Source organism: Mesorhizobium sp. BE184, from assembly GCF_031457045.1.
In the GTDB taxonomy this organism is placed as follows: domain Bacteria; phylum Pseudomonadota; class Alphaproteobacteria; order Rhizobiales; family Rhizobiaceae; genus Mesorhizobium.
Genome location: NZ_JAVDVU010000003.1, coordinates 813,838 through 836,082, shown reverse-complemented (window position 1 = coordinate 836,082; position 22,245 = coordinate 813,838). Strand labels below are relative to the sequence as shown.

The window sequence follows — 22,245 nt, the reverse complement described above, 5'->3', positions numbered from 1 at the left end:
TTTATAGCACGTGCTTTGATTCTTCGTGGCGATTTATACACGCGGCGGCGGCACGGCCTATGCCGATGCAACGTGGAACTGCAACAAAAATCACGCCGGCCGCATCAACGATAAAAAGCAAAGACAATGAAATATAGCATATTGCATAATGTTCAGCCTCAGCATACATTGGCTGCGGACGGATTGCATTCAGCAGGATAAACCTATGTCGGATACGAAGACCCTCGCCGCGCCGCAGGAAGAATGGCGTTTTTTCCGCCGGACTGGCGATGCCCTGCCGAGCCTGCCGGAGGTCAACGCCTCCGTGCCCGTGCCGAGCACCGGTATGTGGTTCCGACGGCTCTTCGCCTTCATGGGCCCGGGCTACATGGTTTCGGTCGGCTATATGGATCCCGGCAATTGGGCGACCGACCTCGCCGGCGGCGCGCAGTTCGGTTACACGCTGCTTTTCGTCATCATGCTCTCCAACCTGATGGCGATCCTGCTGCAGGCATTGGCCGCGCGGTTGGGCATCGCCACCAGCCGGGACCTCGCCCAGGCCTGTCGCGCTTACTATCCGCGGCCGGTCGCCTACGCATTGTGGGTCGCCTGCGAGCTTGCCATCATCGCCTGCGACCTCGCCGAGGTCATCGGCACGGCGATCGCGCTGAACCTCCTGTTCGGCATCCCGTTGATTGGCGCTGCGCTGATCACCGCGCTCGACGCCTTCCTGGTGCTGCTGCTGATGAACAAGGGCTTCCGCTATCTCGAGGCTTTCGTCATCGCGCTTCTGATCATCATCTTCGGCTGCTTCGCCATCCAGATATTCGCCGCCGCCCCGCCGGCCGGCTCGATCCTGCACTCGATGTTCGTGCCCTCTTCGGAAATCGTCACCAATCCGGCGATGCTCTACATCGCCATCGGCATCATCGGCGCCACCGTGATGCCGCACAATCTCTACCTGCACTCATCGATCGTGCAGACCCGCGCCTATGAGCGCACTGACGCCGGCAAGCGCGAGGCCATCAAATGGGCGACAGTGGATTCGACAATCGCGCTGATGCTGGCCCTTTTCGTCAACTCGGCCATCCTCATCGTTTCGGCGGTCGCCTTCCACGGCACCGGCAATCAGGACGTGGCCGAGATCGGCCAGGCCTACGAGTTGCTGTCGCCGCTGCTTGGCCTCGGCATCGCCTCAACCCTGTTTGCGGTGGCGCTGCTCGCTTCGGGCCTGAACTCCACCGTGACGGCGACACTCGCCGGCCAGATCGTCATGGAAGGCTTTCTCCATCTGCGCATCCCGCAATGGGCCCGCCGCCTGCTGACGCGCGGCATCGCCATCGTCCCGGTTGTCGTCGTCACCTGGATTTATGGCGAAAGGGGCACGGCCGAACTCCTGGTGCTGTCGCAGGTCGTCCTGTCAATGCAACTGCCCTTCGCCGTCATCCCGCTGGTCCACTTCGTCTCGGACAAGAAGAAGATGGGGAACTTCGCCGTCTCACGCGGCATCGTCGTCCTGGCGTGGATTGTAGCGGCGCTGATCCTCAGCCTGAACTTCAAGCTGCTCTACGACACCTTCGTCGGACTTTAGTGGTTGGGCCAACCTTCAAACACTGGCCTTGTTCACTCCGCGGGCACTGCGGCCAGCCGGGCCTCGCGACGGCCGCTGACCAGGATCACCGCCAGACAGGCGAATGAGAACACCGCGCCGACCAGACCGAGATCGGTCGGCGTGCCGTAATTGAGGACGGCGCCGCCGAGCAGAGCGCCTAGCGCCACGCCGAGATAGAGCGCGGACGCATTCAGCGACAGCACGATCGGCGCGGCGTCCGGCGCCAGCTTGACGATGCGGCTGGCCTGCGCCGGCGGAAATGCCCAGCCGACAATGCCCCACGGCACCATGATGGCGATCAGCGCCGGGCCGGCGAGACGATCCGGCAGCAGGCCCGGGATCGCCGCCAGCAAAAGCAGGACCACGGTGGACAGTCCCATTGACCAGGCGACCGTGCGCGAGGCGCCGAACCGATCCGCAGCCTGACCACCGGCAATGTTGCCGATCACCGCGCCGACGCCGAACCCGAGCAGGATCGCCGGCAGCGCCATCGCGCCGAGCCCGGTATCCGCCGCCAATGGCGCAATATAGGAGAAGACGGTGAACGCGCCCATCAGCGCCAGGACAGTCGTCAGCAGGATCGCCGGTACTCCTGGCCGGAAAGCGGCGGCAAACCGCTCCTGCAGCGAGAGCCGGGTGCCCGGAATGCCGCGCGGCAGTCGCCACGCCAGGATCGCTCCGGCCAGCGCACCGAGCCCGGCTATGGCATAGAACGTACCGCGCCAACCCACCATCGCCGCGATAAGCGCGCCGAATGGCGCGCCGACCGCGACGGCGACCGTGGTGCCGCCGACGACGACGGCGATCGCCCGCGCCCGATGATGTTGATCGACCAGTGCGACCGCCGTCGATTGCGCGGTGGAAGCAAACAGGCCGGAAGCCAGCGCCATTACGATGCGTGCGGCGAGCAGTACTTCGAAGGAGGAACTGAGCGCCGCTATCAGATTGCCGAGCACGAAAAACGCCAGCGTCCACAAGATGACGCGGCGCCGGTCCCAGTCGCCGGTCAACGTCGCCAGGATCGGCGTACCCAACGCATAAGCGAACGCGAAAGCCGTGATGAGCGATCCGGCCAGTGGGATGGAGATGCCCGCGTCATGGGCAATGTCGGGAAGCAGGCTGGAAATGACGAAGCCTTCGGTCGCAATCGTGAACGATCCGACCGCCAGCCAGATAAGGCGCTTGTCCATGGAAATGTCCTTAGTTCAAAATTCATTGAACAATTGGACCTTGCTTGGCCTTTTGTCAATTCTATGCCACAACCTTCCTGACAGCCTGATGTCACGAGGGCGATGGCATCGCGGCAAACAGGCGATTGCGTTCACGTTGAACAGGCAGGCAAAGGTTCTTAATTTCAGCCCATGTATCTCCCGCACCCCCAGACCGACCAGATCAGCCTTCCCAATGTGCTCTCCGTGCTGGGGGATCCGACGCGGCTGGCCATCGTCGCCGAACTGGCGCGCAAGGACGACGGACCGGTCACCTGCAGCCACTTCCTTGATATCTGCTCCAAGACCAATCTGAGCTACCATTTGGCCAAGCTGCGGGAGTCCGGCGTGACCCATACCGAAGCCTCCGGCACCAGCCGCTTCACCACCCTGCGCCGCGCCGATCTCGACAGGCGCTTTCCAGGTCTGCTGGATTCCGTTCTTGCCGGCACCGGCGACCTCGCTTCGCCTGCTGTGGAAAAAGCCGGGAACGCTCAAAGCGCCTGAAATCGTCGCAAACCCCGCCCTGCGCGGGGAGACCAGAAGGTCGCATTTTTGGGGGTTACATAGTGGCTCAACCTCCCCTATAAGCCCGGTCTAGCCTTGATCTAGACCCTTGTGCACCGGTCGGCCCCGCGGCGCGTTAGCGCGCGAACGGAGAACCTCCGCCCGGCTTTTTGCGCAAGCCACTGCCCGGACGGACCGCCACCCATGCCAAGACGCACCGACATCAAGTCGATCCTGATCATCGGGGCCGGCCCCATTGTCATCGGCCAAGCCTGCGAGTTCGACTATTCCGGCACCCAGGCCTGCAAGGCGCTGCGGGAGGAAGGCTTTCGCGTCATCCTGGTCAATTCGAATCCGGCCACGATCATGACCGATCCCGAACTGGCCGACGCCACCTACATCGAGCCGATCACGCCGGAAGTGGTGGCCAAGATCATCGCCAAGGAGCGGCCCGACGCGCTGCTTCCGACAATGGGCGGCCAGACCGCACTCAACACAGCGCTGTCGCTTCGTCGTATGGGCGTTCTGGAGCGCTACGGCGTCGAGATGATCGGCGCCGACGCCCAGGCGATCGACAAGGCCGAGGACCGCTCGCTCTTTCGCGAAGCCATGGCGAAGATCGGGCTGGAAACACCCCGTTCGATGCTGGCCAATGCGTCGGCCGTCAAAGACGAGGATCGAAAGAAGCACGAGGCCCAGCGCGCCGCGCTGAAAGCCGAGGCGCCGGCCGATCTGGATACGGCACTCGACGCGCTGGAAACACAATGGAACCTGGGCGAAGGCGACCGCAAGCAGCGCTACATCAGCCACGGCATGGCCATTGCCGCGCAGGCGCTCGATCACGTCGGCCTGCCGGCGATCATCCGTCCCTCCTTCACCATGGGCGGCACCGGCGGCGGCATCGCCTACAACCGCGCCGAATTCTACGACATCGTCCAGTCCGGTCTCGATGCCTCCCCCACGACAGAGGTTCTGATCGAAGAATCCGTCCTCGGCTGGAAGGAGTATGAGATGGAGGTTGTCCGCGACAGGGCGGACAATTGCATCATCATATGCTCGATCGAAAACATCGACCCGATGGGCGTCCACACCGGCGACTCCATCACCGTCGCGCCGGCGCTGACGCTGACCGACAAGGAATACCAGATCATGCGCAACGCCTCGATCGCGGTGCTGCGCGAGATCGGCGTCGAGACCGGCGGCTCCAACGTGCAGTTCGCGGTCAATCCCGCCGACGGCCGGCTCGTCGTCATCGAGATGAACCCGCGCGTCTCGCGTTCCTCCGCGCTCGCCTCCAAGGCGACGGGTTTCCCTATCGCCAAGATCGCCGCGAAGCTTTCCGTCGGCTACACGCTGGACGAGTTGGAAAATGACATCACCGGCGGCGCCACCCCGGCCTCGTTCGAACCGTCCATCGACTATGTCGTCACCAAGATCCCGCGCTTCGCCTTCGAGAAATTCCCCGGCGCCGAAACCACCCTGACTACCGCCATGAAATCGGTCGGCGAAGTCATGGCCATCGGCAGGACTTTTCAGGAATCCCTGCAGAAGGCGCTGCGCGGTTTGGAGACGGGCCTTAGCGGTCTGGACGAGATCGAGATACCCGGCGTCGGTCAGGGCGACGCGGATGATCACCGCAATGCCATCCGCGGCGCGCTTGCAACGCCGACGCCCGATCGGCTGCGCATGGTGGCGCAGGCGATCCGCATGGGCGTTTCGCTCGAAGACGTCCATGCGATGTGCCGGATCGACCCCTGGTTCCTGGAACAGATCGCCGGGATCGTCGCCATGGAAGCGCGCGTGCGCGAGCACGGCCTGCCCGAGGACCCTGCCAATCTGCGCATGCTGAAGGCCATGGGCTTCTCGGACGCACGCCTCGCGTCACTCGTAAAGAAAGACACGCAAGAGATTCAGAAGATTCGTGAAAAGGCCGGCGTTCATCCGGTTTACAAGCGCATCGACACCTGTGCCGCCGAGTTCGCCTCGCCCACGGCCTATATGTATTCGACCTACGAGGTTCCCTTCGCCGGCAAGCTGGCCGACGAGGCGATGGTATCGACGCGCAAGAAGGTCGTCATCCTCGGCGGCGGCCCGAACCGCATCGGCCAGGGCATCGAGTTCGACTATTGCTGCTGCCATGCGGCCTTTGCACTGCGCGACGCAGGCTTCGAGGCGATTATGGTCAACTGCAACCCCGAAACGGTCTCGACCGACTATGACACGTCGGACCGTCTCTACTTCGAACCGCTGACGCCCGAAGACGTGCTGGAAATCCTGCGCGTCGAGCAGACGGCCGGCACGCTGGTCGGCGTCATCGTGCAGTTCGGCGGGCAGACGCCGCTCAAACTGGCCGAGGCCCTCGAAAAGGCAGGCATCCCGATCCTCGGCACATCGCCCGACATGATCGACCTGGCCGAGGATCGCGACCGTTTCCAGAAGCTCTTGCAGAAACTGTCGCTCACCCAGCCGAAGAACGGCATCGCCTATTCGGTTGAACAGGCGCGCCTTGTCGCGGGCGAACTCGGTTTTCCGCTCGTTGTGCGCCCGTCCTATGTGCTGGGCGGCCGCGCCATGCAGATCATCCACGACGAGAGCCAGCTCCAGTCCTATCTTCTCGACACCGTGCCGGGTCTGGTACCCGAAGACATCAAGCAGAAATACCCGAACGACAAGACCGGTCAGATCAACACCCTGCTCGGCAAGAATCCGCTCCTTTTCGACACCTACCTGTCGGGCGCGGTCGAAGTCGATGTCGATTGCCTCAGCGACGGCAAGACCACCTTCATCTCCGGCATCATGGAGCACATCGAGGAAGCCGGCATCCATTCCGGCGACAGCGCCTGCTCGTTGCCGGTCCACTCGCTTTCGAGCGAGATGGTCGATGAACTGGAACGGCAGACGTCGGCTCTTGCCCGCGCGTTGCATGTCGGCGGCCTGATGAACGTCCAGTACGCAATCAAGGACGGCATCATCTATGTGCTCGAAGTGAATCCGCGCGCCTCCCGCACCGTGCCCTTCGTCGCCAAGACGATTGGCCGCCCCATCGCCAAGATCGCGGCCCGCATCATGGCGGGCGAAAAGCTGGAAGACGCTTTCGCCCACTATGGCGCCATGCCGGACCCTCGCAATCCCGGCCATGTAGCGGTCAAGGAAGCGGCGTTCCCCTTTGCCCGGTTCCCCGGCGTGGACATCCTGCTCGGGCCGGAAATGAAATCGACCGGCGAGGCCATGGGGCTGGACCGCGATTTCGCCATGGCCTTCGCCAAGAGCCAGCTCGGCGTCAACATCGACCTGCCCCGGTCCGGCACCCTGTTCGTCTCGGTGCGCGACGAGGACAAGGACGGCATCCTGCCCACCGTCAAGCGGCTTGCAGATCTTGGTTTCAAGGTCCTCGGCAGCTCCGGGACAGCTCGTTTTCTGCAGGAAAAAGGCGTCGACGCGGAAAAAATCAACAAGGTGCAGGAAGGACGGCCGCACATTGAGGACGCCATCCGCAACCGGCAGGTCCACATCGTCTTCAACACCACCGACCGCAACAAGCTGGGATCGGATTCGAAATCGCTGCGCCGCGCCGCGCTGATGCAGAAAGTGCCCTACTACACCACGCTGTGGGGCGCCGAAGCGGTGGCGGAGGCGATTGCCGCGCTGAAAGCCGGCAGCCTAGAGGTCCGGCCCCTGCAGGACTATTTCTAGAACCGGGTCCTGGTAGTGGCAGGCGAATCCGGTTCCCTGTCCGCCCCTTACAGCTTCTCGAAGACGAAGACGAAGTTGCCGGCATTGCCCGGCAGCGTCCGGCCCATGGGCCAGCACTTGTCTTCGTAGAGCAGCTTCATTCCGGCGTTTTCCATGTTCTTCACGAAGTGAGGCCGGCACACCTTGAATTCCACCTCGCCACGCTCGGCAAGCGTGACATTTTCCTTGATCAGCTTCTTGATCCGGTTGGGAATGTTCGGACGGCTCTGCACGGCCGCGTCATGGACCGCGTCATAAAACGCCGTGACCGACTTCATGTAGCCCGGCGTTAGCGCCTTCTCGAACGGCGCCACGATGTTTTCGGCGAAGATCGCCTTGGCGCCGGGCTTCAGGGCGCCGCAGATCAGGTCGGCGAAATGCTGCTGGCGCGGATGGTCGATATGGTGGAACGCCGAGGACAAGGTTAGCAGATCGTAGTCTTTTTCCGTCGCCAGCCATTTCAGCACGTCGGCCAGAACAAAGCTGACCTTGCTGTATGTCTGGAACCGCGACCGGCAGAACGCGATGTTCCGTTCCTCGATATCGACGCCAACCGCCGATGCGATGTTGGGGTGCGACGCCATTCCAAGCAGGGACATGCCGGTGCCACAGCACAAATCCGCGATCCTGGCCTTGCGCAGGCTATCCAGCTCGGCCTGCGCATGCATCCAGAAGCCCTGGAACATGCCCATCTCGTCGGGCCGGGACCATTCCTCCATCTCGTAATTGTCGGGTTCCAGATAGGTGAAAACATCCATGATGAGCCCGCCGTTGATCTTGAGGAAAGGAAAATGAGATTCTTCAGTACGTCGCCGTCCAGCCTACCGGAATGAAATCGAACAGAAGGATGTCGCGATAGGCGAAGCCGTTGTGCGGGGCGACATGCACGGGCGACATTTTGTGCCAGACCTTCTCGTCGTCGATCGTGTAGGTCTCGCCGATCTCGCGCATGACAAAGCTGTCCTGCTGCACCTTGTCGTTGTTGGCGATGGCCACCTCCCCGCCGGAAACGCCGCAGAAGGCCAACAGGGTGACGGCAATGTATTTCTCGCCGTCCTTGTGGAAGCCGGAGGGGCTCGTGTCGCAGGGCTTGTCCGGCAGGGCCGAGTACCGCATCACGTGCAAATTCACGTCATACTGCTGGCCCGGCACCGACAGCGGAAGCCTGGCCAGATGGTGCGCGATTGCCTTGTGCAGGCCGGGGCTGGACGAAAGTGCCGCCGGCAGGGGCGGATATTCCCGGCCCATGCCGCCCAGCGTGGTGTTGTATTTCTTGTCCTGGAAGTAAGGCGTGCCGTCTTCGGCCGACGAAATCTCGATGCCGTCTTCCGTCACCACCGCCCGGTAGCGGTTGATGGTACGCCGGCGGTTGCCCGGCTTGTAGTAGACGTCGATGGGAAGTTCCCAGGCGCCGTTGGCGAGTTGAGCAAAAGCCTGCGCCACGTCCTGGTCCAATGGAAGACCCTGCCGCGTGTAGCCTTGGGCTTGCAGATGATCCAAAGCGATCTTGCGGGCCGGATTGTCAAGTTCTGTTGCTGAAACCTTGGTCATGTTCGAAAGCCCTTTCGCGTCTAAGAAAACACACTCGAGGTAGACCGTCTTGATTTTGAGACAAATCTTGCAAAGCTGAAGATATGCGTCAACAATTTTTTTTCAGCGACATTTCCTATTGCAGAGACTACTTTTCCAACTTAATCTTTCGCAGAATGCGATGTCCCTGATATGACGTGACGTCATGTCTCGTTGCCGACCGCGAGGAGGCGGATCGGCGGCTAAGCCGGCAAACCGCATGGATGTGGAGGATTGCCATGGATGACGCGACCCTGGTTGCGTTCACGCTGGTTACCATGATCAGCATCGCATCCCCCGGACCGGACATGTTGCTTGCCCTCTCCAACGGATCACGCTTCGGCGTGCGCCGCGCCTGCATCGGTATGGCCGGGGTTATCCTGGCGGACCTGATATTGATCGCCGTCGTCGCCGCCGGTTTCGGCGCCCTGTTTGTCGCCTCGGAACTTCTGTTCTCGATCTTCAAATGGGCCGGCGTTTGCTATCTGGCTTTCCTTGGCATCCGATTGCTGGCGTCGGGCGGGCTGAGCGATGAATTGTCGTCCGTGGAGAAACGGGCATCCGAACGCTCGGAATCGATCTTCCTCAAGGGCGTTCTGATCGCGGTCAGCAACCCGAAGAACTATCTCTTCTTCGCCGCGCTGCTGCCACAGTTCATCGATCCGGGCCGTCCGCAAAGCCGTCAATATCTGGAAATGTCCCTGATCGTGGCGATCGTGGATATCGTGGCGATGCTGGCCTATGCCGGTTTCGGCTCGCAGATCGTCCGGTTCCTGAAAAAGCCAGGCGCCGTCTGGCTGGACCGCTTGTGCGGGATCACGTTCCTGGTTCTTGCAGGATCGCTGGCGCTGTACCGCCACGGCGAACGGGTCGCGCTGGGCTAGCCGGTAGGGTCGGGAGGTTTTCAGGAAGCAGTTAGAATCCGGGATGGCGCGAGCGTTTCGCCGCGATCAGGCTTCCGGTTCCGCAGACGGAATTGCCGGCGCCGGTCCGCGTTGCCGGCGCTTGCGGTCGACGCCGAGGCCCGTCGCCTCCAGCATGCCCTTGCGCTTGGCTTCGTAGTAATAACCGGTCTGGTAGAGCCGGTCCGCCCGCTTGGGATTGCCGTCGGACACCAGCCAGGCGCCGCGCAGATACTTGACTGCGTATTTCAGATTGGTTTCAGCGTCGAACAGGCCGCTCGCCGGCCCGCCATAGCCCATGCCGCGCGCCGTGGCGTGCTTGATCTGCATCAGCCCCCAATGGCCGCGATTGTAGGCGCGGGGATTGAACGTGCTTTCCCGATTGACCACATGGCGCACCAGATCGACCGGCACTTCATAAACAGCGGCATATTTGTCGATCAGCTTGTCGATCTCGCCGCGCACGCCGGTCGCCGGCTTGCTCGGAGCCTCCGGCACGACCATGGCAACCGCCAGACCGGCCGGTGCTGTGATCGGTGCGCCGGCAGGCTGCACAGCCTGTGGCGTCGGCCCGGCAAAAGCCGCCGTCTGCGCCGCGACCGCGGGCGCGCCGCCCTGCGCGGACGCGGTTGCAACCATCTGGCCTTGAACGACGACGCCGGCAACGTTGTCGCCACCCGCATAGGCGGGGTTGGACGGCTGAGGCAGAACCGAAACCGTCTCCGGCAGCACGGGATAGCCTGCATCCGTTCCGGCAGCGGCGCCTGCTGTTTGCGCCATGCTCGGCGCCTGCGCGACCTGTGAAGTCGTTGAGCATCCGGAAACGCTCCCGCAGGCGAGCAGGAAAATGGCCAAGAGCGGCTGTGGGCGCAATCGCGCAGCGACTGCCAGAAGGATCGGAGAGGAAGCCAAGCGCCGTCTGGTTCCGTTGATCGGACGTTAAGTTTTCCTTACAGCAGCTTCCCTCGCCCCGCAATCCGTGCCTTCTGCAAGTTTCGGGTGGTGCGAACAGACGGAAAATGCAATTCTGTTCCTGATTTGTACACGATTTCAAGGAGCAGGCCATGACAGCCATAGCATCCTCCGGTCATATGGTTTTCGAAACCGCCATGGGTTTCATGGGCATTGCGTGGAGCGCCTCGGGGCTGACACGTCTGTGCCTGCCGCAATCCAGCCGAAGCGCGGTCGAGCATCGGCTATCGCGTCTCGGCTTCACGGATTCCGGCCAGGGCCACCTGCCGGACTGGATCGCCGCCGCGGTCAACGGGATCAAGGCCTACGCCGTCGGAGAAATCGTGGATTTCTCCGACGTACCGGTGGATTTGTCGGACGTGGATGAGTTTCGGCTCGCCATTTACGGCGAAGCCAGGAAACTGCGGTTCGGCGAAACCACGACCTATGGCGAATTGGCGAAGCGCGCCGGCCATGCCGGTCTTCCGCGCGAAACGGGCGCCGCGCTGGGTGCCAATCCCGTCCCGCTGGTCATACCCTGCCACCGCATAACGGCGGCCGGCGGCAAGATTGGCGGCTTTTCCGCTCCGGGCGGCGCGGTCACCAAGGAAAAGATGCTGGCGCTGGAAGGCGTGCGGCTAGGCCCGCCTCCCGTGGCGCAGAAATCATTCGGTTTCTGACTTCCAGCGTGACCGGCTGATCCCTAAAGGAGCCTAGTCGTCAAGGAGCCAAGGGAAACGACGGTCCCGCTCCTGCTCTTTGCAGTTATAAACCGGGCAGGACTTGATATCGGCACTGGGCACAAAGACCTGGTTTCGTATCTGCCCGTTGGGACAAAAGCGGCTGTCGCGCACGTACCGGTCGTACAGCGGCACGCCCGAACGGGGCGACGTGTAGCGCAGGATCACCGCGCCTTGACGATCGACGGTTGACTGCACCCGGTCGCAACTCATCTGGGTGGGATTATAGCGTGAGATTGCATGTGCCTGCACCGCTACCAGCGAAAGGCAAACAGTGAACAAGACGGTCTTCATCGGCATTCTCCAGCAGCGGGCTGCATCTGTGCCCGATCGGCAATCGACTACAACGCACGCCGTGCCGCAAGAGTTTCATGGCTGCGGCCTGCGTCGCATTGGACGTGGTTTGCGGTCTTGGAAGCGCCCGTTCGATCACGCTATCTTGTTTTTACCGCTAAAGCCGCTTATATGGACGGCGTTGATATTTCGGGCCGATTGACCCGCGCCTCGCGATTTTCGCGTTTGCTGACGTCTTTCTCCAAAATCTCGATACAATCGACCGGGAATTCATTCGGTCAAAGCAAAGCAAGCGAACTGTAAGGAAAAATCGCATGGCAACTGGAACGGTAAAATGGTTCAACGCCACCAAGGGTTATGGTTTCATCCAGCCCGATAACGGCGGCGCCGACGTTTTCGTTCATATCTCCGCCGTTGAGCGGGCTGGTCTTTCGACGCTCGTCGAAGGTCAGAAGATCAACTTCGAGATCGAGCAGGACCGCCGCACCGGCAAGTCGTCCGCTGGGTCTCTGAGCAAGGCAGCCTGATCTGCAAGGCGCGCGCCGGGCGAAGGCTCGGGGCGCACGGCAGGTCACGGATGTACTGATGGCCGCGCGAGAAGCGCGCCGGAGTGGAAGGTCCGAAAAGCCGAAGCGGCAGATTGCCGCCGGCATCGGTCAAAAAACTCCCGGTCAGGCTACCTGACAATGGAAGGCGGGCTATGCCCGCCTTTTTGTTTGCCTGGTGCATGCCGCCCAAAGCGGTCGGTTTGGTGCGACGAAAAGCAGTGCCGCCTTACGATGGCGCGATGAAGGGCTGCGACACCGACTGGAACACCGGCATGGCCTCAAGCTGCGCCGCGTGCGCCGAAAGCGCCGGATAGGCTGCCATGTCGATGAGCCCCGGATGCGAATCGTTGAGGTGCCGCAAGGCGACCGCAACGGCGATGTCGGCATGGCCGATCCGCTCCCCGAACCAGTAGTCCGTGCCGCGCGCCGCGCGATCCTCTTCCAGAACCGCCAGAACGCTGTCGATCTGCGCCTTGCACCGTGCCACCCACTGGTCGGAAACGTGGCTGTGCAGCCTCATCTCGTAGAACAGGCTGACGGCCTTGTCCGCCATGCCCATCGCCAGCGCCGCGATTTTCACCGCCCGATGGCGCTGCGGTTCCGCCGCCGGGTACATCGCCCGCTCCGGTCCGACCAGCCGGTCGACATGCTCGATGATCAGATGGCTCTCGATCAGCACGTCACCATCGTCCAGCACCAGAGTCGGCACTCTCGTCAGCGGGTTGTACGGCCGGATCTTGTCCGCATCGCCGAAGGTGGACCACGGCCGGTGCTCGAACGGCAGGTCGTAAAGCGTCAGCGCGATGCCAACCCGGCGGACGAACGATGAATCATATTGTCCGATCAGGATCACAGGCGATCTCCTTGAAACAGCCGACGGAAGCTCATGGCAGCCAATCCATCGGCACGTGGCCCGGATCGGCCTCGACCCGCTTCAGCCACGCCGAGACGGCCGGATAGGCGCCAAGATCGAAGCCGCCTGCTCCCGCATCATGCGTGTAAGCATAGAGCGCAATATCGGCGACGCTGTAACCGCCGGCGAAAAACGGGCTCGCCGCCAGGCGCTGTTCCATCACGCCCAGCGCCTTGTTGCCCCGCTCAAGCGTCGTCGCCAGCCGTTCCGGCGTGGCGTCCCTGGCGCGTTCGGGGAAAGTCAGCAGCGCCCGCCGCACGGCGATATACGGCTCATGGCTGTATTGCTCGAAGAACAGCCACTGGTAGGCCAGCGCCCGCTCAAACCTGTCGGAGGGCAGAAAGCGCGTTCCTTCGGCAAGGTAGAGCAGGATCGCGTTGGATTCTGCCAGGCGTCTGCCGTCATCCAGTTCCAGCAGCGGCACCATGGCGTTCGGATTCTTCGCCACATAGTCCGGTTTGCGGGTATCGCCGGTGTGCGAACTGACCTCTACATTGGTGAAGGGAATGCCGAGCTTGGCCATCAGCAGCCGGGGCTTGTAGCAGTTGCCGCTGTCGGCCATTCCATAAAGCGTGGTCATGCGCACTCCCCTCAAAGAGGCATGAGCATTGCCGCATGAGAGGGTCGCAATCCAGTGATTTGTTCTTGTGCGAGGATCAACCTTGCTGATGGATCAGGCGCGCACCTAGCCGAACAACGAAATCACATTGCTGCCCTGATAAAGCAGCCTGTCCAGTTCGAGCGGCGTCTCGTCGAAGATCGCTCCGGCAGGCGCGGCACGGCCAAGCAGAAATCCTTGCAGCATATCGGCGCCGCCATCGAGCGCGACACGCAGGTGCAGCGGCTGCTCGATCCCCTCGACCAAAACCTTGGCCCCCCGCTCGTGCAGCAATGAAAGAAGCGCCCGGAACAGCCGTTCCGCCGCCGTATGGCGGCACAGTTCCGCGAACCAGCCGCCGTCGATCTTGACGATATCCGGTTGCAGCAGCCGCAAACGATCCTCTGTCGAGTGATCGGAGCCAAAATCATCGATCGCGACCCGCAGACCGAGGCGGCGCATTTCCTGCACGATCTCGGCCAGAAGATCGTCGTCCGCGGCCTCCTTCTCGATGATCTCGCAGACGAGATCCGCTGGGTCCATTGCGCATTCCTCGATCTGCTCGCGCAAATTGGCAAGATCGGCCAATGCCCGCCCCGGATGATCGTTGACGCAAGGGTCGTAGTTGAAGAACAGCTGCAAGCCTTGGGCGTCGAGATTGCGGAAGTTCCGGATATGCAGTGTCCGCGACAGGGTTTCGACAAACAGCCTGTCTTCAGCGGCCAGACCGGCCAGGAAGGTGTCGACCGGGACCACTTCCCCGGAGAGCCGCGGCTGCATCAGGGCTTCGACGGCGACCGGATCGAGCACGGCGTCGCGCGGCGCGAAGATGGGTTGATAGGCCGTCCACAGACGGTGGTCCCCAACGACGCCATATTCTATGCCAATTTCGTCGGCGAATATGGCGTCATGGACGTTGCGCCGGCGCTCCACACCCTTCGTCATTGCGACGCCCGCCGGCCGAAGGCCTTGACCGGGCGGCCGGACCGCAAGGGCGGCTGCACCACCGGTTCGCTTGCCATGCCGCCGGCGCCGGTCTCGACCGAATTGACCGGGCGCGGCGTGCTGAACACCCGGAAGCTTGTCGGAGCGAGTTCCGGCCGCGCCAGCACATAGCCCTGCACCATCGAAGCGCCGGACTGCTCGGCGAGGTCGAGCTGCCAGCTCTCCTCGATGCCTTCAAAGACGGTGCGGATGCCCTGTTCCTCGAAGCTGGAGACCATCGTCTTGAGCAAGGCGAAACCCGCGCCAGAATCCATCAGATGCGTAATCCACTGGGCATCGAACTTGACGATGTCGGGCCGCAGTTCCTTGATCCGGTTGATGTCGGAATCGTCGGCGCCGTAGTCGTCGACCGCAATTCGGAAGCCGTTGCCGCGCAGCGCCTCGACGAATTGGTAAAGCACCTCTTCAGATGCGGTGCGCTGCTCCGTCACCTCGCAGACGACACGGCGCGGATCGATCCCCGCCTCGTGCAGCACAAGCCGCATTTCGCGCAGGGCCGAATCGGAGATTTCGCGGGTCGTGAACACCGATGGATCGAAATTGACGAAGATAGACGCTTCCTGCGGCAGGCAGGCACCGGCATTGAGCAGATGCAGCGTGCGGGTCAGCGCCTCGATATGCAGCCGATCGACGGCGGGACAGGTGTTGAAGAAGGTTCCGGGCGACTGCGGTTCGCCGTCGCGGAAAGGGCGTATCAGCCCCTCGAAAGCGGCCACCGAAAGCTTGCCGTTATGGAAGGCGAAAATCGGCTGGAAGGCGCTCTTAAGCGTATAGAGTCCCCACACACCGGTGGAGGTGCCGTCGTCCTGACGAATAATATGGGCAAGCCCTGTACTGCGCGCCACGGCTCCTCACTGCATACCGGCCAACGGCGCATCTAACCAGCGAACGTTTTACCGCCCGTTAATGGGCAGCCTGGCGTTTTACGGAGCTGGTCCATTCGACGATGCTTGCGCTCGGCAGGGCAATGGGACAATAGAAGCGCCGCGACCAGTTCTCGACCCGGAGATCCCCTGCCATGGCCTTTCTTTCCGATGCCCTTTCGCGCGTGAAACCCTCCGCGACAATCGCGATGACGCAAAAGGCGCGCGAACTGAAAAAGGCCGGACGCGACATCATCGACCTGAGCGTCGGCGAACCGGATTTCGACACGCCGGACAACATCAAGAACGCAGCCATCGACGCCATTCGTCGCGGCGAGACCAACTACCCGCCGGTCTCCGGCATCGTGCCGCTGCGCGAGGCGATCGCGCAGAAGTTCAAGCGCGAGAACAACCTCGACTACACGCCTGCCCAGACCATTGTCGGCACCGGCGGCAAGCAGATCCTGTTCAACGCGCTGATGGCGACGGTCAATGCCGGTGACGAGGTCATCATCCCCCGCCCCTACTGGGTCAGCTATCCGGAAATGGTGGCGATCTGCGGCGGCACATCGGTGTTCGCGGAGACCTCGATCGCCGACGGCTTCAAGCTGACGCCGCGGGCCCTGGAAAAGGCGATCACGCCGAAGACCAAATGGCTGATCATGAATTCCCCGTCCAACCCGTCGGGCGCCGCCTACACCGAGGCCGAGCTGAAGGCGCTGGGTGATGTCTTGCTCAAGCATCCGCAGGTCTGGATTCTGACCGACGACATGTACGAGCACCTGACCTATGGCGATTTCGTCTTCCGCACCATCGCCGAGGTCGAGCCGCGCCTCTATGAGCGCACGCTGACCATGAACGGCGTCTCCAAGGCCTACGCCATGACCGGCTGGCGTATCGGCTACGCGGCCGGCCCGCTGGAACTCATCAAGGCGATGGACGTGCTGCAGGGTCAGCAGACCTCCGGCGCCTGCACCATGGCGCAGTGGGCCTCGGTCGAGGCGCTGAACGGCCCGCAGGATTTCGTCAAAAAGAACAAGGCGATCTTCCAAGGCCGCCGCGACCTCGTCGTCTCGATGCTCAACCAGGCGCGCGGCATCACTTGCCCTTCGCCCGAAGGCGCCTTCTACGTCTATCCGTCCTGCGAGGCGCTGATCGGCAAGAAGACCAGGGAAGGCGCCGTCATCGACAGCGACAAGACCTTCTGCGGCGCGTTGCTGGAAGCGGAAGGCGTCGCGGTCGTGTTCGGCGGCGCCTTCGGGCTAGGACCGAACTTCCGAATTTCCTACGCCACGTCGGAAGCGAACCTGGAAGAAGCCTGCACCCGCATCCAGCGCTTCACCGCCAGCCTGAGCTGAGTGAAATAGAGGCTAGTGTGACATTGCAGCCACTCCATGCAAGATTCCGTAACGTAAAGCCACAGTTTATCGACGGCACAAGCAAGGCGCTATTGCGGTCCTGAAGACTCCAGATACCAATTCGCAAAGATTGGCGCCGGGGGTTTTTATGCGAAATAGATTATTGGCCACGACGGCCATTGCATTGGCGATGGGCGGCGCCGCAAGTGCGGCTGACTTCCAGGAGAAATTCGAGGGGACTAAGCCAGCAGTTTCCGGCTTCAACGGAAAGATCGAGTTTGGTTACATCAACACCGACATCGATTCTGGTGACGACGCGGATGGCGCATACGGCGTCGGCTCCTTTTCGGCGCCGCTTGGCGACCAGTTCGGCATACAGGTCGACGCGGGCCTTGCGCGTCTGGACAGCGCGGTCGATGTGACACTCGCAGGCATTGCCGCGCATGGCTTCTGGCGCGACCCGGATCGTGGTCTTCTGGGCGGCTACGCGCAATATTCCCGCCTGTCATCCGGTGGTCCGGACGCCAATATTTTCCGGCTCGGAGCTGAGGGCGAAATCTACCTGGACCGAGTCAGCCTCGAAGGGTTCGCCGGTGCCGACATTGTCGATGGCTCGTCGGACAACGAGACCTATTTCTCCGGTGACTTCACGGCGGCGTTCTATGCGACCGACAATTTCCGCATCAGCGGCGGCATCGGCCATCAGTTCAATGAGACCTTTGGCAAGGTGGGCGCGGAAGCCATGCTTCCCTTCGCCGCCAACAACGTCGCGCTCTTCGCCGACGGTAATTTCGGCAGCGACTACCAGACGTACCGTGCCGGTCTGCGCATCTATTTCGGCGAAAGCGGCAAATCGCTTCTCGCTCGACACCGCGAAGACGATCCGCGGACACGCTTGCTCGACTTCTTCGCGCTTGGCGGCGCCTTCAATACGCCTTCGGTCGGTGGCGGTTCTGAGGAAGGTGGCGGATCGGAAGAAGGCGGCGGTGGTTCTGAGGAAGGTGGCGGAGCCCCCACCTGATACGCAGGACGCACAACGCCTCCTGGCTGAATTTTTGCCTGTTGCGTAGCTGACAACGAAAAACCTGGTGGCTTGAATTGAGCACCGGGTTTTTCGTTTGACGCCGGGACTATTCGACCAAGGAGATGAACTCCCGGAATTTTCCGCCCGCCGATCTCTCGATCTTGTCCACCTGAACCAGCGTCAAGGCAATCTCAGGCGCGAATTTCTCGTGCACATAGTCTTGAAATGCCGGCTGATCCGGCTCCCGGCCCGAACCATCATCGACATAGCGCACCTCGATGTGATCACGGGCGATCTGTACGGCCTGCCACTGCCGGGCTGGAAGGAATTTCATCACAGCAGGAGGCCGCAGTTGCGGCCAGACCCGATCTCCGTCGGGCAGCACGAACATATCACGGGTTCGCCCGAGTATGCGTTTTATAGTGGGCAAGCTGCGCCCACACCCACATGGCTGCGTCGGAAGCTCGGCTATGTCGTTCTGTTCATAGCGGATGAGAGGCAACGCATAATTATAGAAAGGCGTCACCACGACACGCCCGCTTTCGCCGGGGCCACACGGCGTGTTGTCGTCCTTGAGCACTTCCACCAGGTTCGATTCCGCGGCAACATGATACATGTTGGAATGAGGACATCGTGTCGCCATCTGGCCCGATTCTTCACTGGCATAGAAATCAGTGATTTCCACGCCCAGTTTCTCTCGCACAATGTCGACCTGATCATCCGCCAACGTTTCGGCAAAGGTGAACACGTGCCGCAGGTTGGAATGCCAGGGGAGCCCTGAAGCATATCTGGCAAGAGCCGCGATGTTGGTCGGATAGGTTTTCAGATAGGCAGGACGCATGCGGTTCAGAAAATCCACCTGCACGCTTATTGGTGCGGAGATCGAGAGAAAACCATGCCGCCCTTCGCCCCCGAGATGCGACCAGCGCGCGCGCAACTGGCCGTCGGGCGGCGGGCCTATTTCCCGCCGGTCTACGGAAATCGTCACATAAGGCAGATCGCGGTCTGCTTCTGCCCAGTCATGCGCGCGCTCGACGATGGCACGGGAAGAATGCGTCAGCAGCGCGCTTTTAACGAAGTGAATGGGCCTGCCGGTCGAGCCGGAGGTTGAGAACGGCACAATGCTGCCAGTCGCCTCCGGAACCGTTCGGGCACGGAAGACATCCTGCCTATCCTGTAAATCGGAGCGTTGTAGAAAAGGAAGCTCGGACCAGCGGGCAAGATCGATGCGGCCTTGTGCATTGGTTACCGGCGTCAATCGCGCGGGATAGGCGTCCGTCTCCGCGATCGCATGCGAAAGCAGCCTTTCCAGAAGCGACCGCTGCATTTCCTGGAGGTCTTCCACCGATGCCCACTGCGACTGCCGCAGCGTTTGCACGTATCGGGAAACGGGATTGTCGAGCATCATCATTTCGCCGGGTACAGTGAAAAAATGCCCATTATTTGCACCGCTCCGATACCGGTCTTTTTCAATCGCTCAACCAGCATACTGTTCGTCGCTGACCTTCTCCAGCCAGTCGACATAGCGGCCTTCAAGGCCTTCCTGCATCGCCACATGCGCCATGGCCGAACTCGGCCCGGCGCCATGCCAGTGTTTTTCGCCCGGCTCGAAGAACACCACGTCGCCGGCCCTGATCTCGCGGATCGGACCGCCCCAGCTCTGCACGCGACCGGCGCCGGAAACGACGTAGAGCGTCTGGCCGAGCGGATGCGTGTGCCAGACCGTTCGTGCGCCGGGTTCGAAATTCACCAGCGTCGAGGCGAGCCGCGCCGGCGCCTCGGTACTGATCAGCGGCGTCTGCACCACCCTGCCGGTAAAATAGCTCTCCGGTGCGATGACGCTGGCGACGCTGCCGACGGGAATGATTTTCATGATTTTGTTCTCCGTTGTCGGGCACACTTGGCCAGCGCGTCCCGCTTCGCAAGAGCCGGCGCTATTTTTCTTGCCCTGCCCCCGAACCCGTGTGACGATGCGATCGGCAGACTGGCAAGCCTGCCCGCGACGGCCGCAGGCCGGCCGCCGCTTCCAGAAGCTCAGAGTGCGATCGGCGAAACCGCAGTCCACTTGCTGATCGCTCTCGATGACAACGCGAGTGGAGGCAAGCCATGGGCAATCGCGCCGGAGGACGACGCACGGGACCGAAATGCATCGCCATAGTCGGTCCCTTCGCAAGCGGTAAGACGACACTTCTCGAAGCCATTCTCGCCCGCACGGGCGCAATCCCCCGCCAGCAGGCGGTTTCTTCCGGCAATACGGTTTCCGACAATTCGCCCGAAGCGAGAGCCCACGCCATGAGCGTCGAGGCGACCTTCGCCACCACCCAGTTCATGGGCGACGCGATGACATTCGTCGACTGCCCCGGCTCGATCGAATTTTCCTTCGAGGCCGAGCCAGCGCTCGCCGGCTGTGACCTGGCCGTCGTCGTCGCCGAAGCCGACGAGAAGAAAATCCCGGCGCTGCAGCTCATCATGCGCAAGCTCGACGACCTCGGCATGCCGCGCGTCCTGTTCCTGAACAAGATCGACAAGAGCTCGGCCGGCGTGCGCGATACGCTGAAGCTGCTGCAGCCTGCCAGCTCCGTGCCATTGCTGCTGCGCCAGATTCCGCTGCGCAAGGATGGCGTGGTCATCGGTTCCATCGACTTGGCGCTGGAGCGCGCCTACGTCTATCGCGAATACGCCGAAAGCGAGATCATCGAGATTCCCGGCGACGAGAAAGCCCGCGAGACGGAGGCGCGCTTTTCCATGCTGGAGACGCTTGCCGACCATGACGACCAGCTCATGGAGCAGTTGCTGGAGGAGATCGAGCCACCCAAGGACGAGGTGTTCGACGATCTCGCAGCCGATTTGCGCGGCGGCGTTGTCACGCCAGTCCTGATCGGTACCGCCGAGAGAGGCAACGGCGTCCTGCGGCTGCTCAAGGCGATCCGCCACGACGCCCCGGACGTCGAGGAAACCCGCAAGCGCCTCGGCGCCCCCGACGGAAACGCCACGGTCGTTCAGGTGATGAAGACCTTCCACACGCCGCATGGCGGCAAGCTTTCGGTCTCGCGCATCCTTTCGGGCCAGATTGCCGACGGTTCGGATCTCTATTTGCCGGACGGAAATACGGTCAAGGTGTCGGGAATCTACAAGCTGCTCGGCAAGGACCAGATCAAGCAGACCTCCGCCAAGGCCGGCGATACTGTAGCATTGGGCAAGCTGGATGAAGCGAGGACGGGCCAGACCTTGACCTCGGCCAAGGGCGGCCTGAAGCCGCTTGTTGATCTGGCGCCGCCGCAGCCGGTCTACGCCTTTGCTTTAAGACCGAAGGAGCGCAAGGACGACGTGAAGATGTCCGCGGCGATCCACCGGCTGGCCGACGAGGACCCCTCGCTGTCCCTCACCCACAATCAGGATTCGGCCGAAACCGTCCTCTCCGGAAATGGCGAGATGCACCTGCGCGTCGTGCGCGAGCGGCTCGAGGGAAGGAACCAGATCGCCGTCGAAGGCTATGCGCCGGCCGTCCCTTATCGCGAGACGATCCGCAAGTCGGTGGAGCAGCGCGGCCGCCACAAGAAGCAGTCGGGAGGTCATGGCCAGTTCGGCGATGTCGTGCTGCAGATCAAACCGCTGCCGCGCGGTTCGGGCTTCCAGTTCACAGACACCATTACCGGCGGCGTGGTGCCCAAGACCTACATCCAGTCGGTGGAAACCGGCGTCCGCGACTATCTCAAGTCCGGGCCGCTGGGCTTCCCGGTCGTCGACATCGCCGTCAACCTGTCGGACGGTTCATATCACGCGGTCGATTCTTCCGACATGGCGTTCCAGATGGCGGCGAAGCTGGCCATGAAAGAGGGCGTGGCCGCGTGCTCGCCGACTTTGCTCGAACCGGTGATGAAAGTGGAGATCTTCACGCCGTCGGACGCAACCGCGCGCATCATCGCCCTGGTGCCGCAGAGGCGCGGCCAGATCCTGGGCTACGACGCCAGGCCGGACTGGCCCGGCTGGGACGTCGTGGAGGCGACGATGCCGCAATCCGAGATCGGCGATCTCATCATCGAGCTTCGCTCGGCCACCGCCGGTGTCGCTACCTATCGCGCCAGCTTCGACCACATGGCCGAACTGGCGGGTCGGCTGGCCGACGAGGCGTTGAACGGTCGTGGCAAGGCGGCCTGACGAAAGCCGGCAAGCAGCAAAAAGCGGCGTCCGGACATGGACGTCGCTTTTTCATTTACCACCAGGGAACAGCTGTTTCGGAAAACAAAAAAGCCGGATCAAGAAGACCCGGCTGAGTTTGATGGAAGCGCCCGTTAGGGCTAAACCTCCAGAGGGGAACACTCCAGGATGCTAATGGGAGGAGAACGCATCCAGGAGATGACCTGAATATGAGCGCCGGCTGCCCAATAAACAAGCATCGATTTTGCATCGCACGCATGCAAAAAGACAAAGGCTGTGGTCCA

Annotated in this window: 20 protein-coding genes; 9 read left to right on the top strand and 11 right to left on the bottom strand. The window is 62.1% G+C overall.

The genetic code is table 11. The features are described 5' to 3' along the window. Positions 1-205 precede the first annotated feature (205 nt). Positions 206-1,570: an Nramp family divalent metal transporter gene (locus J2X35_RS17890; RefSeq protein ID WP_310188624.1), complete on the top strand. Its 1,365-nt coding sequence runs from the start codon at positions 206-208 to the stop codon at positions 1,568-1,570. A 32-nt stretch (positions 1,571-1,602) separates the two neighbouring features. On the opposite strand, the gene J2X35_RS17885 is transcribed toward J2X35_RS17890, so the two are convergent. Beyond that, positions 1,603-2,781, bottom strand: a complete 1,179-nt coding sequence (locus tag J2X35_RS17885) for an MFS transporter (protein ID WP_310188621.1) — start codon at positions 2,779-2,781, stop codon at positions 1,603-1,605. A gap of 171 nt (positions 2,782-2,952) precedes the next feature. On the opposite strand from J2X35_RS17885, the gene J2X35_RS17880 reads away from it, so the two are divergent. Then, positions 2,953-3,306 (top strand): helix-turn-helix transcriptional regulator, encoded by a 354-nt coding sequence (locus J2X35_RS17880; protein WP_056110824.1) that lies wholly within the window; start codon positions 2,953-2,955, stop codon positions 3,304-3,306. A gap of 204 nt (positions 3,307-3,510) precedes the next feature. Then, entirely contained in the window at positions 3,511-6,999 is a 3,489-nt protein-coding gene (gene carB, locus J2X35_RS17875) for a carbamoyl-phosphate synthase large subunit (RefSeq protein ID WP_310188619.1), read from the top strand. 47 nt (positions 7,000-7,046) lie between these two features. Here carB and J2X35_RS17870 read toward each other — a convergent pair whose 3' ends face one another. Both J2X35_RS17870 and J2X35_RS17865 read right to left on the bottom strand, forming a co-directional pair. Then, positions 7,047-7,796 (bottom strand): class I SAM-dependent methyltransferase, encoded by a 750-nt coding sequence (locus J2X35_RS17870; RefSeq protein ID WP_056110829.1) that lies wholly within the window; start codon positions 7,794-7,796, stop codon positions 7,047-7,049. Positions 7,797-7,839: 43 nt separating this feature from the next. Beyond that, entirely contained in the window at positions 7,840-8,589 is a 750-nt protein-coding gene (locus J2X35_RS17865; protein ID WP_056110830.1) for a 2OG-Fe dioxygenase family protein, read from the bottom strand. Between the two features lie 257 nt (positions 8,590-8,846). Between J2X35_RS17865 and J2X35_RS17860 the strand changes: the two genes are divergently transcribed. Beyond that, the gene (locus J2X35_RS17860) at positions 8,847-9,491 is read left to right on the top strand and encodes a LysE family translocator (RefSeq protein WP_310188614.1); all 645 of its coding nucleotides are present in this window, start codon (positions 8,847-8,849) and stop codon (positions 9,489-9,491) included. Between the two features lie 66 nt (positions 9,492-9,557). Here J2X35_RS17860 and J2X35_RS17855 read toward each other — a convergent pair whose 3' ends face one another. Continuing rightward, entirely contained in the window at positions 9,558-10,289 is a 732-nt protein-coding gene (locus tag J2X35_RS17855; RefSeq protein WP_310188611.1) for a lytic transglycosylase domain-containing protein, read from the bottom strand. Positions 10,290-10,573: 284 nt separating this feature from the next. Here J2X35_RS17855 and J2X35_RS17850 point away from each other — a divergent pair, with 284 nt between their 5' ends. Then, positions 10,574-11,140, top strand: coding sequence for a methylated-DNA--[protein]-cysteine S-methyltransferase (locus J2X35_RS17850; RefSeq protein ID WP_310188608.1), 567 nt, complete (start codon positions 10,574-10,576; stop codon positions 11,138-11,140). 33 nt (positions 11,141-11,173) lie between these two features. On the opposite strand, the gene J2X35_RS17845 is transcribed toward J2X35_RS17850, so the two are convergent. Continuing rightward, complete coding sequence (locus tag J2X35_RS17845; RefSeq protein ID WP_056115794.1) at positions 11,174-11,494, bottom strand: hypothetical protein; 321 nt, start codon at positions 11,492-11,494, stop codon at positions 11,174-11,176. A gap of 314 nt (positions 11,495-11,808) precedes the next feature. Here J2X35_RS17845 and J2X35_RS17840 point away from each other — a divergent pair, with 314 nt between their 5' ends. Beyond that, complete coding sequence (locus J2X35_RS17840; protein WP_056110836.1) at positions 11,809-12,021, top strand: cold-shock protein; 213 nt, start codon at positions 11,809-11,811, stop codon at positions 12,019-12,021. Positions 12,022-12,268: 247 nt separating this feature from the next. Here the strand turns inward: J2X35_RS17840 and J2X35_RS17835 are convergent, their stop codons facing one another. The 4 genes from J2X35_RS17835 to J2X35_RS17820 all read right to left on the bottom strand — a co-directional run bounded on the left by J2X35_RS17835 (position 12,269) and on the right by J2X35_RS17820 (position 15,403). Beyond that, complete coding sequence (locus J2X35_RS17835) at positions 12,269-12,895, bottom strand: glutathione S-transferase family protein (RefSeq protein WP_310188605.1); 627 nt, start codon at positions 12,893-12,895, stop codon at positions 12,269-12,271. A 31-nt stretch (positions 12,896-12,926) separates the two neighbouring features. Further along, positions 12,927-13,535: a glutathione S-transferase family protein gene (locus J2X35_RS17830; protein WP_310188603.1), complete on the bottom strand. Its 609-nt coding sequence runs from the start codon at positions 13,533-13,535 to the stop codon at positions 12,927-12,929. 105 nt (positions 13,536-13,640) lie between these two features. Next, the gene (locus J2X35_RS17825; protein WP_310188600.1) at positions 13,641-14,498 is read right to left on the bottom strand and encodes an EAL domain-containing protein; all 858 of its coding nucleotides are present in this window, start codon (positions 14,496-14,498) and stop codon (positions 13,641-13,643) included. Further along, positions 14,495-15,403: an EAL domain-containing protein gene (locus J2X35_RS17820; protein ID WP_056110845.1), complete on the bottom strand. Its 909-nt coding sequence runs from the start codon at positions 15,401-15,403 to the stop codon at positions 14,495-14,497. The genes J2X35_RS17825 and J2X35_RS17820 overlap by 4 nt, the downstream gene beginning before the upstream one ends. A gap of 173 nt (positions 15,404-15,576) precedes the next feature. Between J2X35_RS17820 and J2X35_RS17815 the strand changes: the two genes are divergently transcribed. Both J2X35_RS17815 and J2X35_RS17810 read left to right on the top strand, forming a co-directional pair. Further along, positions 15,577-16,779, top strand: coding sequence for a pyridoxal phosphate-dependent aminotransferase (locus tag J2X35_RS17815; RefSeq protein ID WP_310188596.1), 1,203 nt, complete (start codon positions 15,577-15,579; stop codon positions 16,777-16,779). Between the two features lie 163 nt (positions 16,780-16,942). Continuing rightward, entirely contained in the window at positions 16,943-17,800 is an 858-nt protein-coding gene (locus J2X35_RS17810; RefSeq protein ID WP_310188593.1) for a hypothetical protein, read from the top strand. Positions 17,801-17,909: 109 nt separating this feature from the next. On the opposite strand, the gene J2X35_RS17805 is transcribed toward J2X35_RS17810, so the two are convergent. Both J2X35_RS17805 and J2X35_RS17800 read right to left on the bottom strand, forming a co-directional pair. Next, positions 17,910-19,211, bottom strand: a complete 1,302-nt coding sequence (locus tag J2X35_RS17805) for a hypothetical protein (RefSeq protein WP_310188592.1) — start codon at positions 19,209-19,211, stop codon at positions 17,910-17,912. Between the two features lie 69 nt (positions 19,212-19,280). Beyond that, a complete protein-coding gene (locus J2X35_RS17800) occupies positions 19,281-19,676 on the bottom strand; it encodes a cupin domain-containing protein (protein WP_056110853.1) in 396 nt (131 codons plus the stop codon). A gap of 233 nt (positions 19,677-19,909) precedes the next feature. On the opposite strand from J2X35_RS17800, the gene J2X35_RS17795 reads away from it, so the two are divergent. Further along, the gene (locus J2X35_RS17795) at positions 19,910-21,961 is read left to right on the top strand and encodes an elongation factor G (RefSeq protein ID WP_310188590.1); all 2,052 of its coding nucleotides are present in this window, start codon (positions 19,910-19,912) and stop codon (positions 21,959-21,961) included. Positions 21,962-22,245: the final 284 nt, after the last annotated feature.

Coding starts and splice junctions, on each gene's coding strand:
- J2X35_RS17890 (WP_310188624.1), top strand. CDS start 206: ATGTCGGATACGAAGACCCTCGCCGCGCCGCAGGAAGAATGGCGTTTT.
- J2X35_RS17885 (WP_310188621.1), bottom strand. CDS start 2,781: ATGGACAAGCGCCTTATCTGGCTGGCGGTCGGATCGTTCACGATTGCG.
- J2X35_RS17880 (WP_056110824.1), top strand. CDS start 2,953: ATGTATCTCCCGCACCCCCAGACCGACCAGATCAGCCTTCCCAATGTG.
- carB (WP_310188619.1), top strand. CDS start 3,511: ATGCCAAGACGCACCGACATCAAGTCGATCCTGATCATCGGGGCCGGC.
- J2X35_RS17870 (WP_056110829.1), bottom strand. CDS start 7,796: ATGGATGTTTTCACCTATCTGGAACCCGACAATTACGAGATGGAGGAA.
- J2X35_RS17865 (WP_056110830.1), bottom strand. CDS start 8,589: ATGACCAAGGTTTCAGCAACAGAACTTGACAATCCGGCCCGCAAGATC.
- J2X35_RS17860 (WP_310188614.1), top strand. CDS start 8,847: ATGGATGACGCGACCCTGGTTGCGTTCACGCTGGTTACCATGATCAGC.
- J2X35_RS17855 (WP_310188611.1), bottom strand. CDS start 10,289: ATGGCGCAAACAGCAGGCGCCGCTGCCGGAACGGATGCAGGCTATCCC.
- J2X35_RS17850 (WP_310188608.1), top strand. CDS start 10,574: ATGACAGCCATAGCATCCTCCGGTCATATGGTTTTCGAAACCGCCATG.
- J2X35_RS17845 (WP_056115794.1), bottom strand. CDS start 11,494: ATGAAGACCGTCTTGTTCACTGTTTGCCTTTCGCTGGTAGCGGTGCAG.
- J2X35_RS17840 (WP_056110836.1), top strand. CDS start 11,809: ATGGCAACTGGAACGGTAAAATGGTTCAACGCCACCAAGGGTTATGGT.
- J2X35_RS17830 (WP_310188603.1), bottom strand. CDS start 13,535: ATGACCACGCTTTATGGAATGGCCGACAGCGGCAACTGCTACAAGCCC.
- J2X35_RS17825 (WP_310188600.1), bottom strand. CDS start 14,498: ATGACGAAGGGTGTGGAGCGCCGGCGCAACGTCCATGACGCCATATTC.
- J2X35_RS17815 (WP_310188596.1), top strand. CDS start 15,577: ATGGCCTTTCTTTCCGATGCCCTTTCGCGCGTGAAACCCTCCGCGACA.
- J2X35_RS17805 (WP_310188592.1), bottom strand. CDS start 19,211: ATGATGCTCGACAATCCCGTTTCCCGATACGTGCAAACGCTGCGGCAG.
- J2X35_RS17800 (WP_056110853.1), bottom strand. CDS start 19,676: ATGAAAATCATTCCCGTCGGCAGCGTCGCCAGCGTCATCGCACCGGAG.
- J2X35_RS17795 (WP_310188590.1), top strand. CDS start 19,910: ATGGGCAATCGCGCCGGAGGACGACGCACGGGACCGAAATGCATCGCC.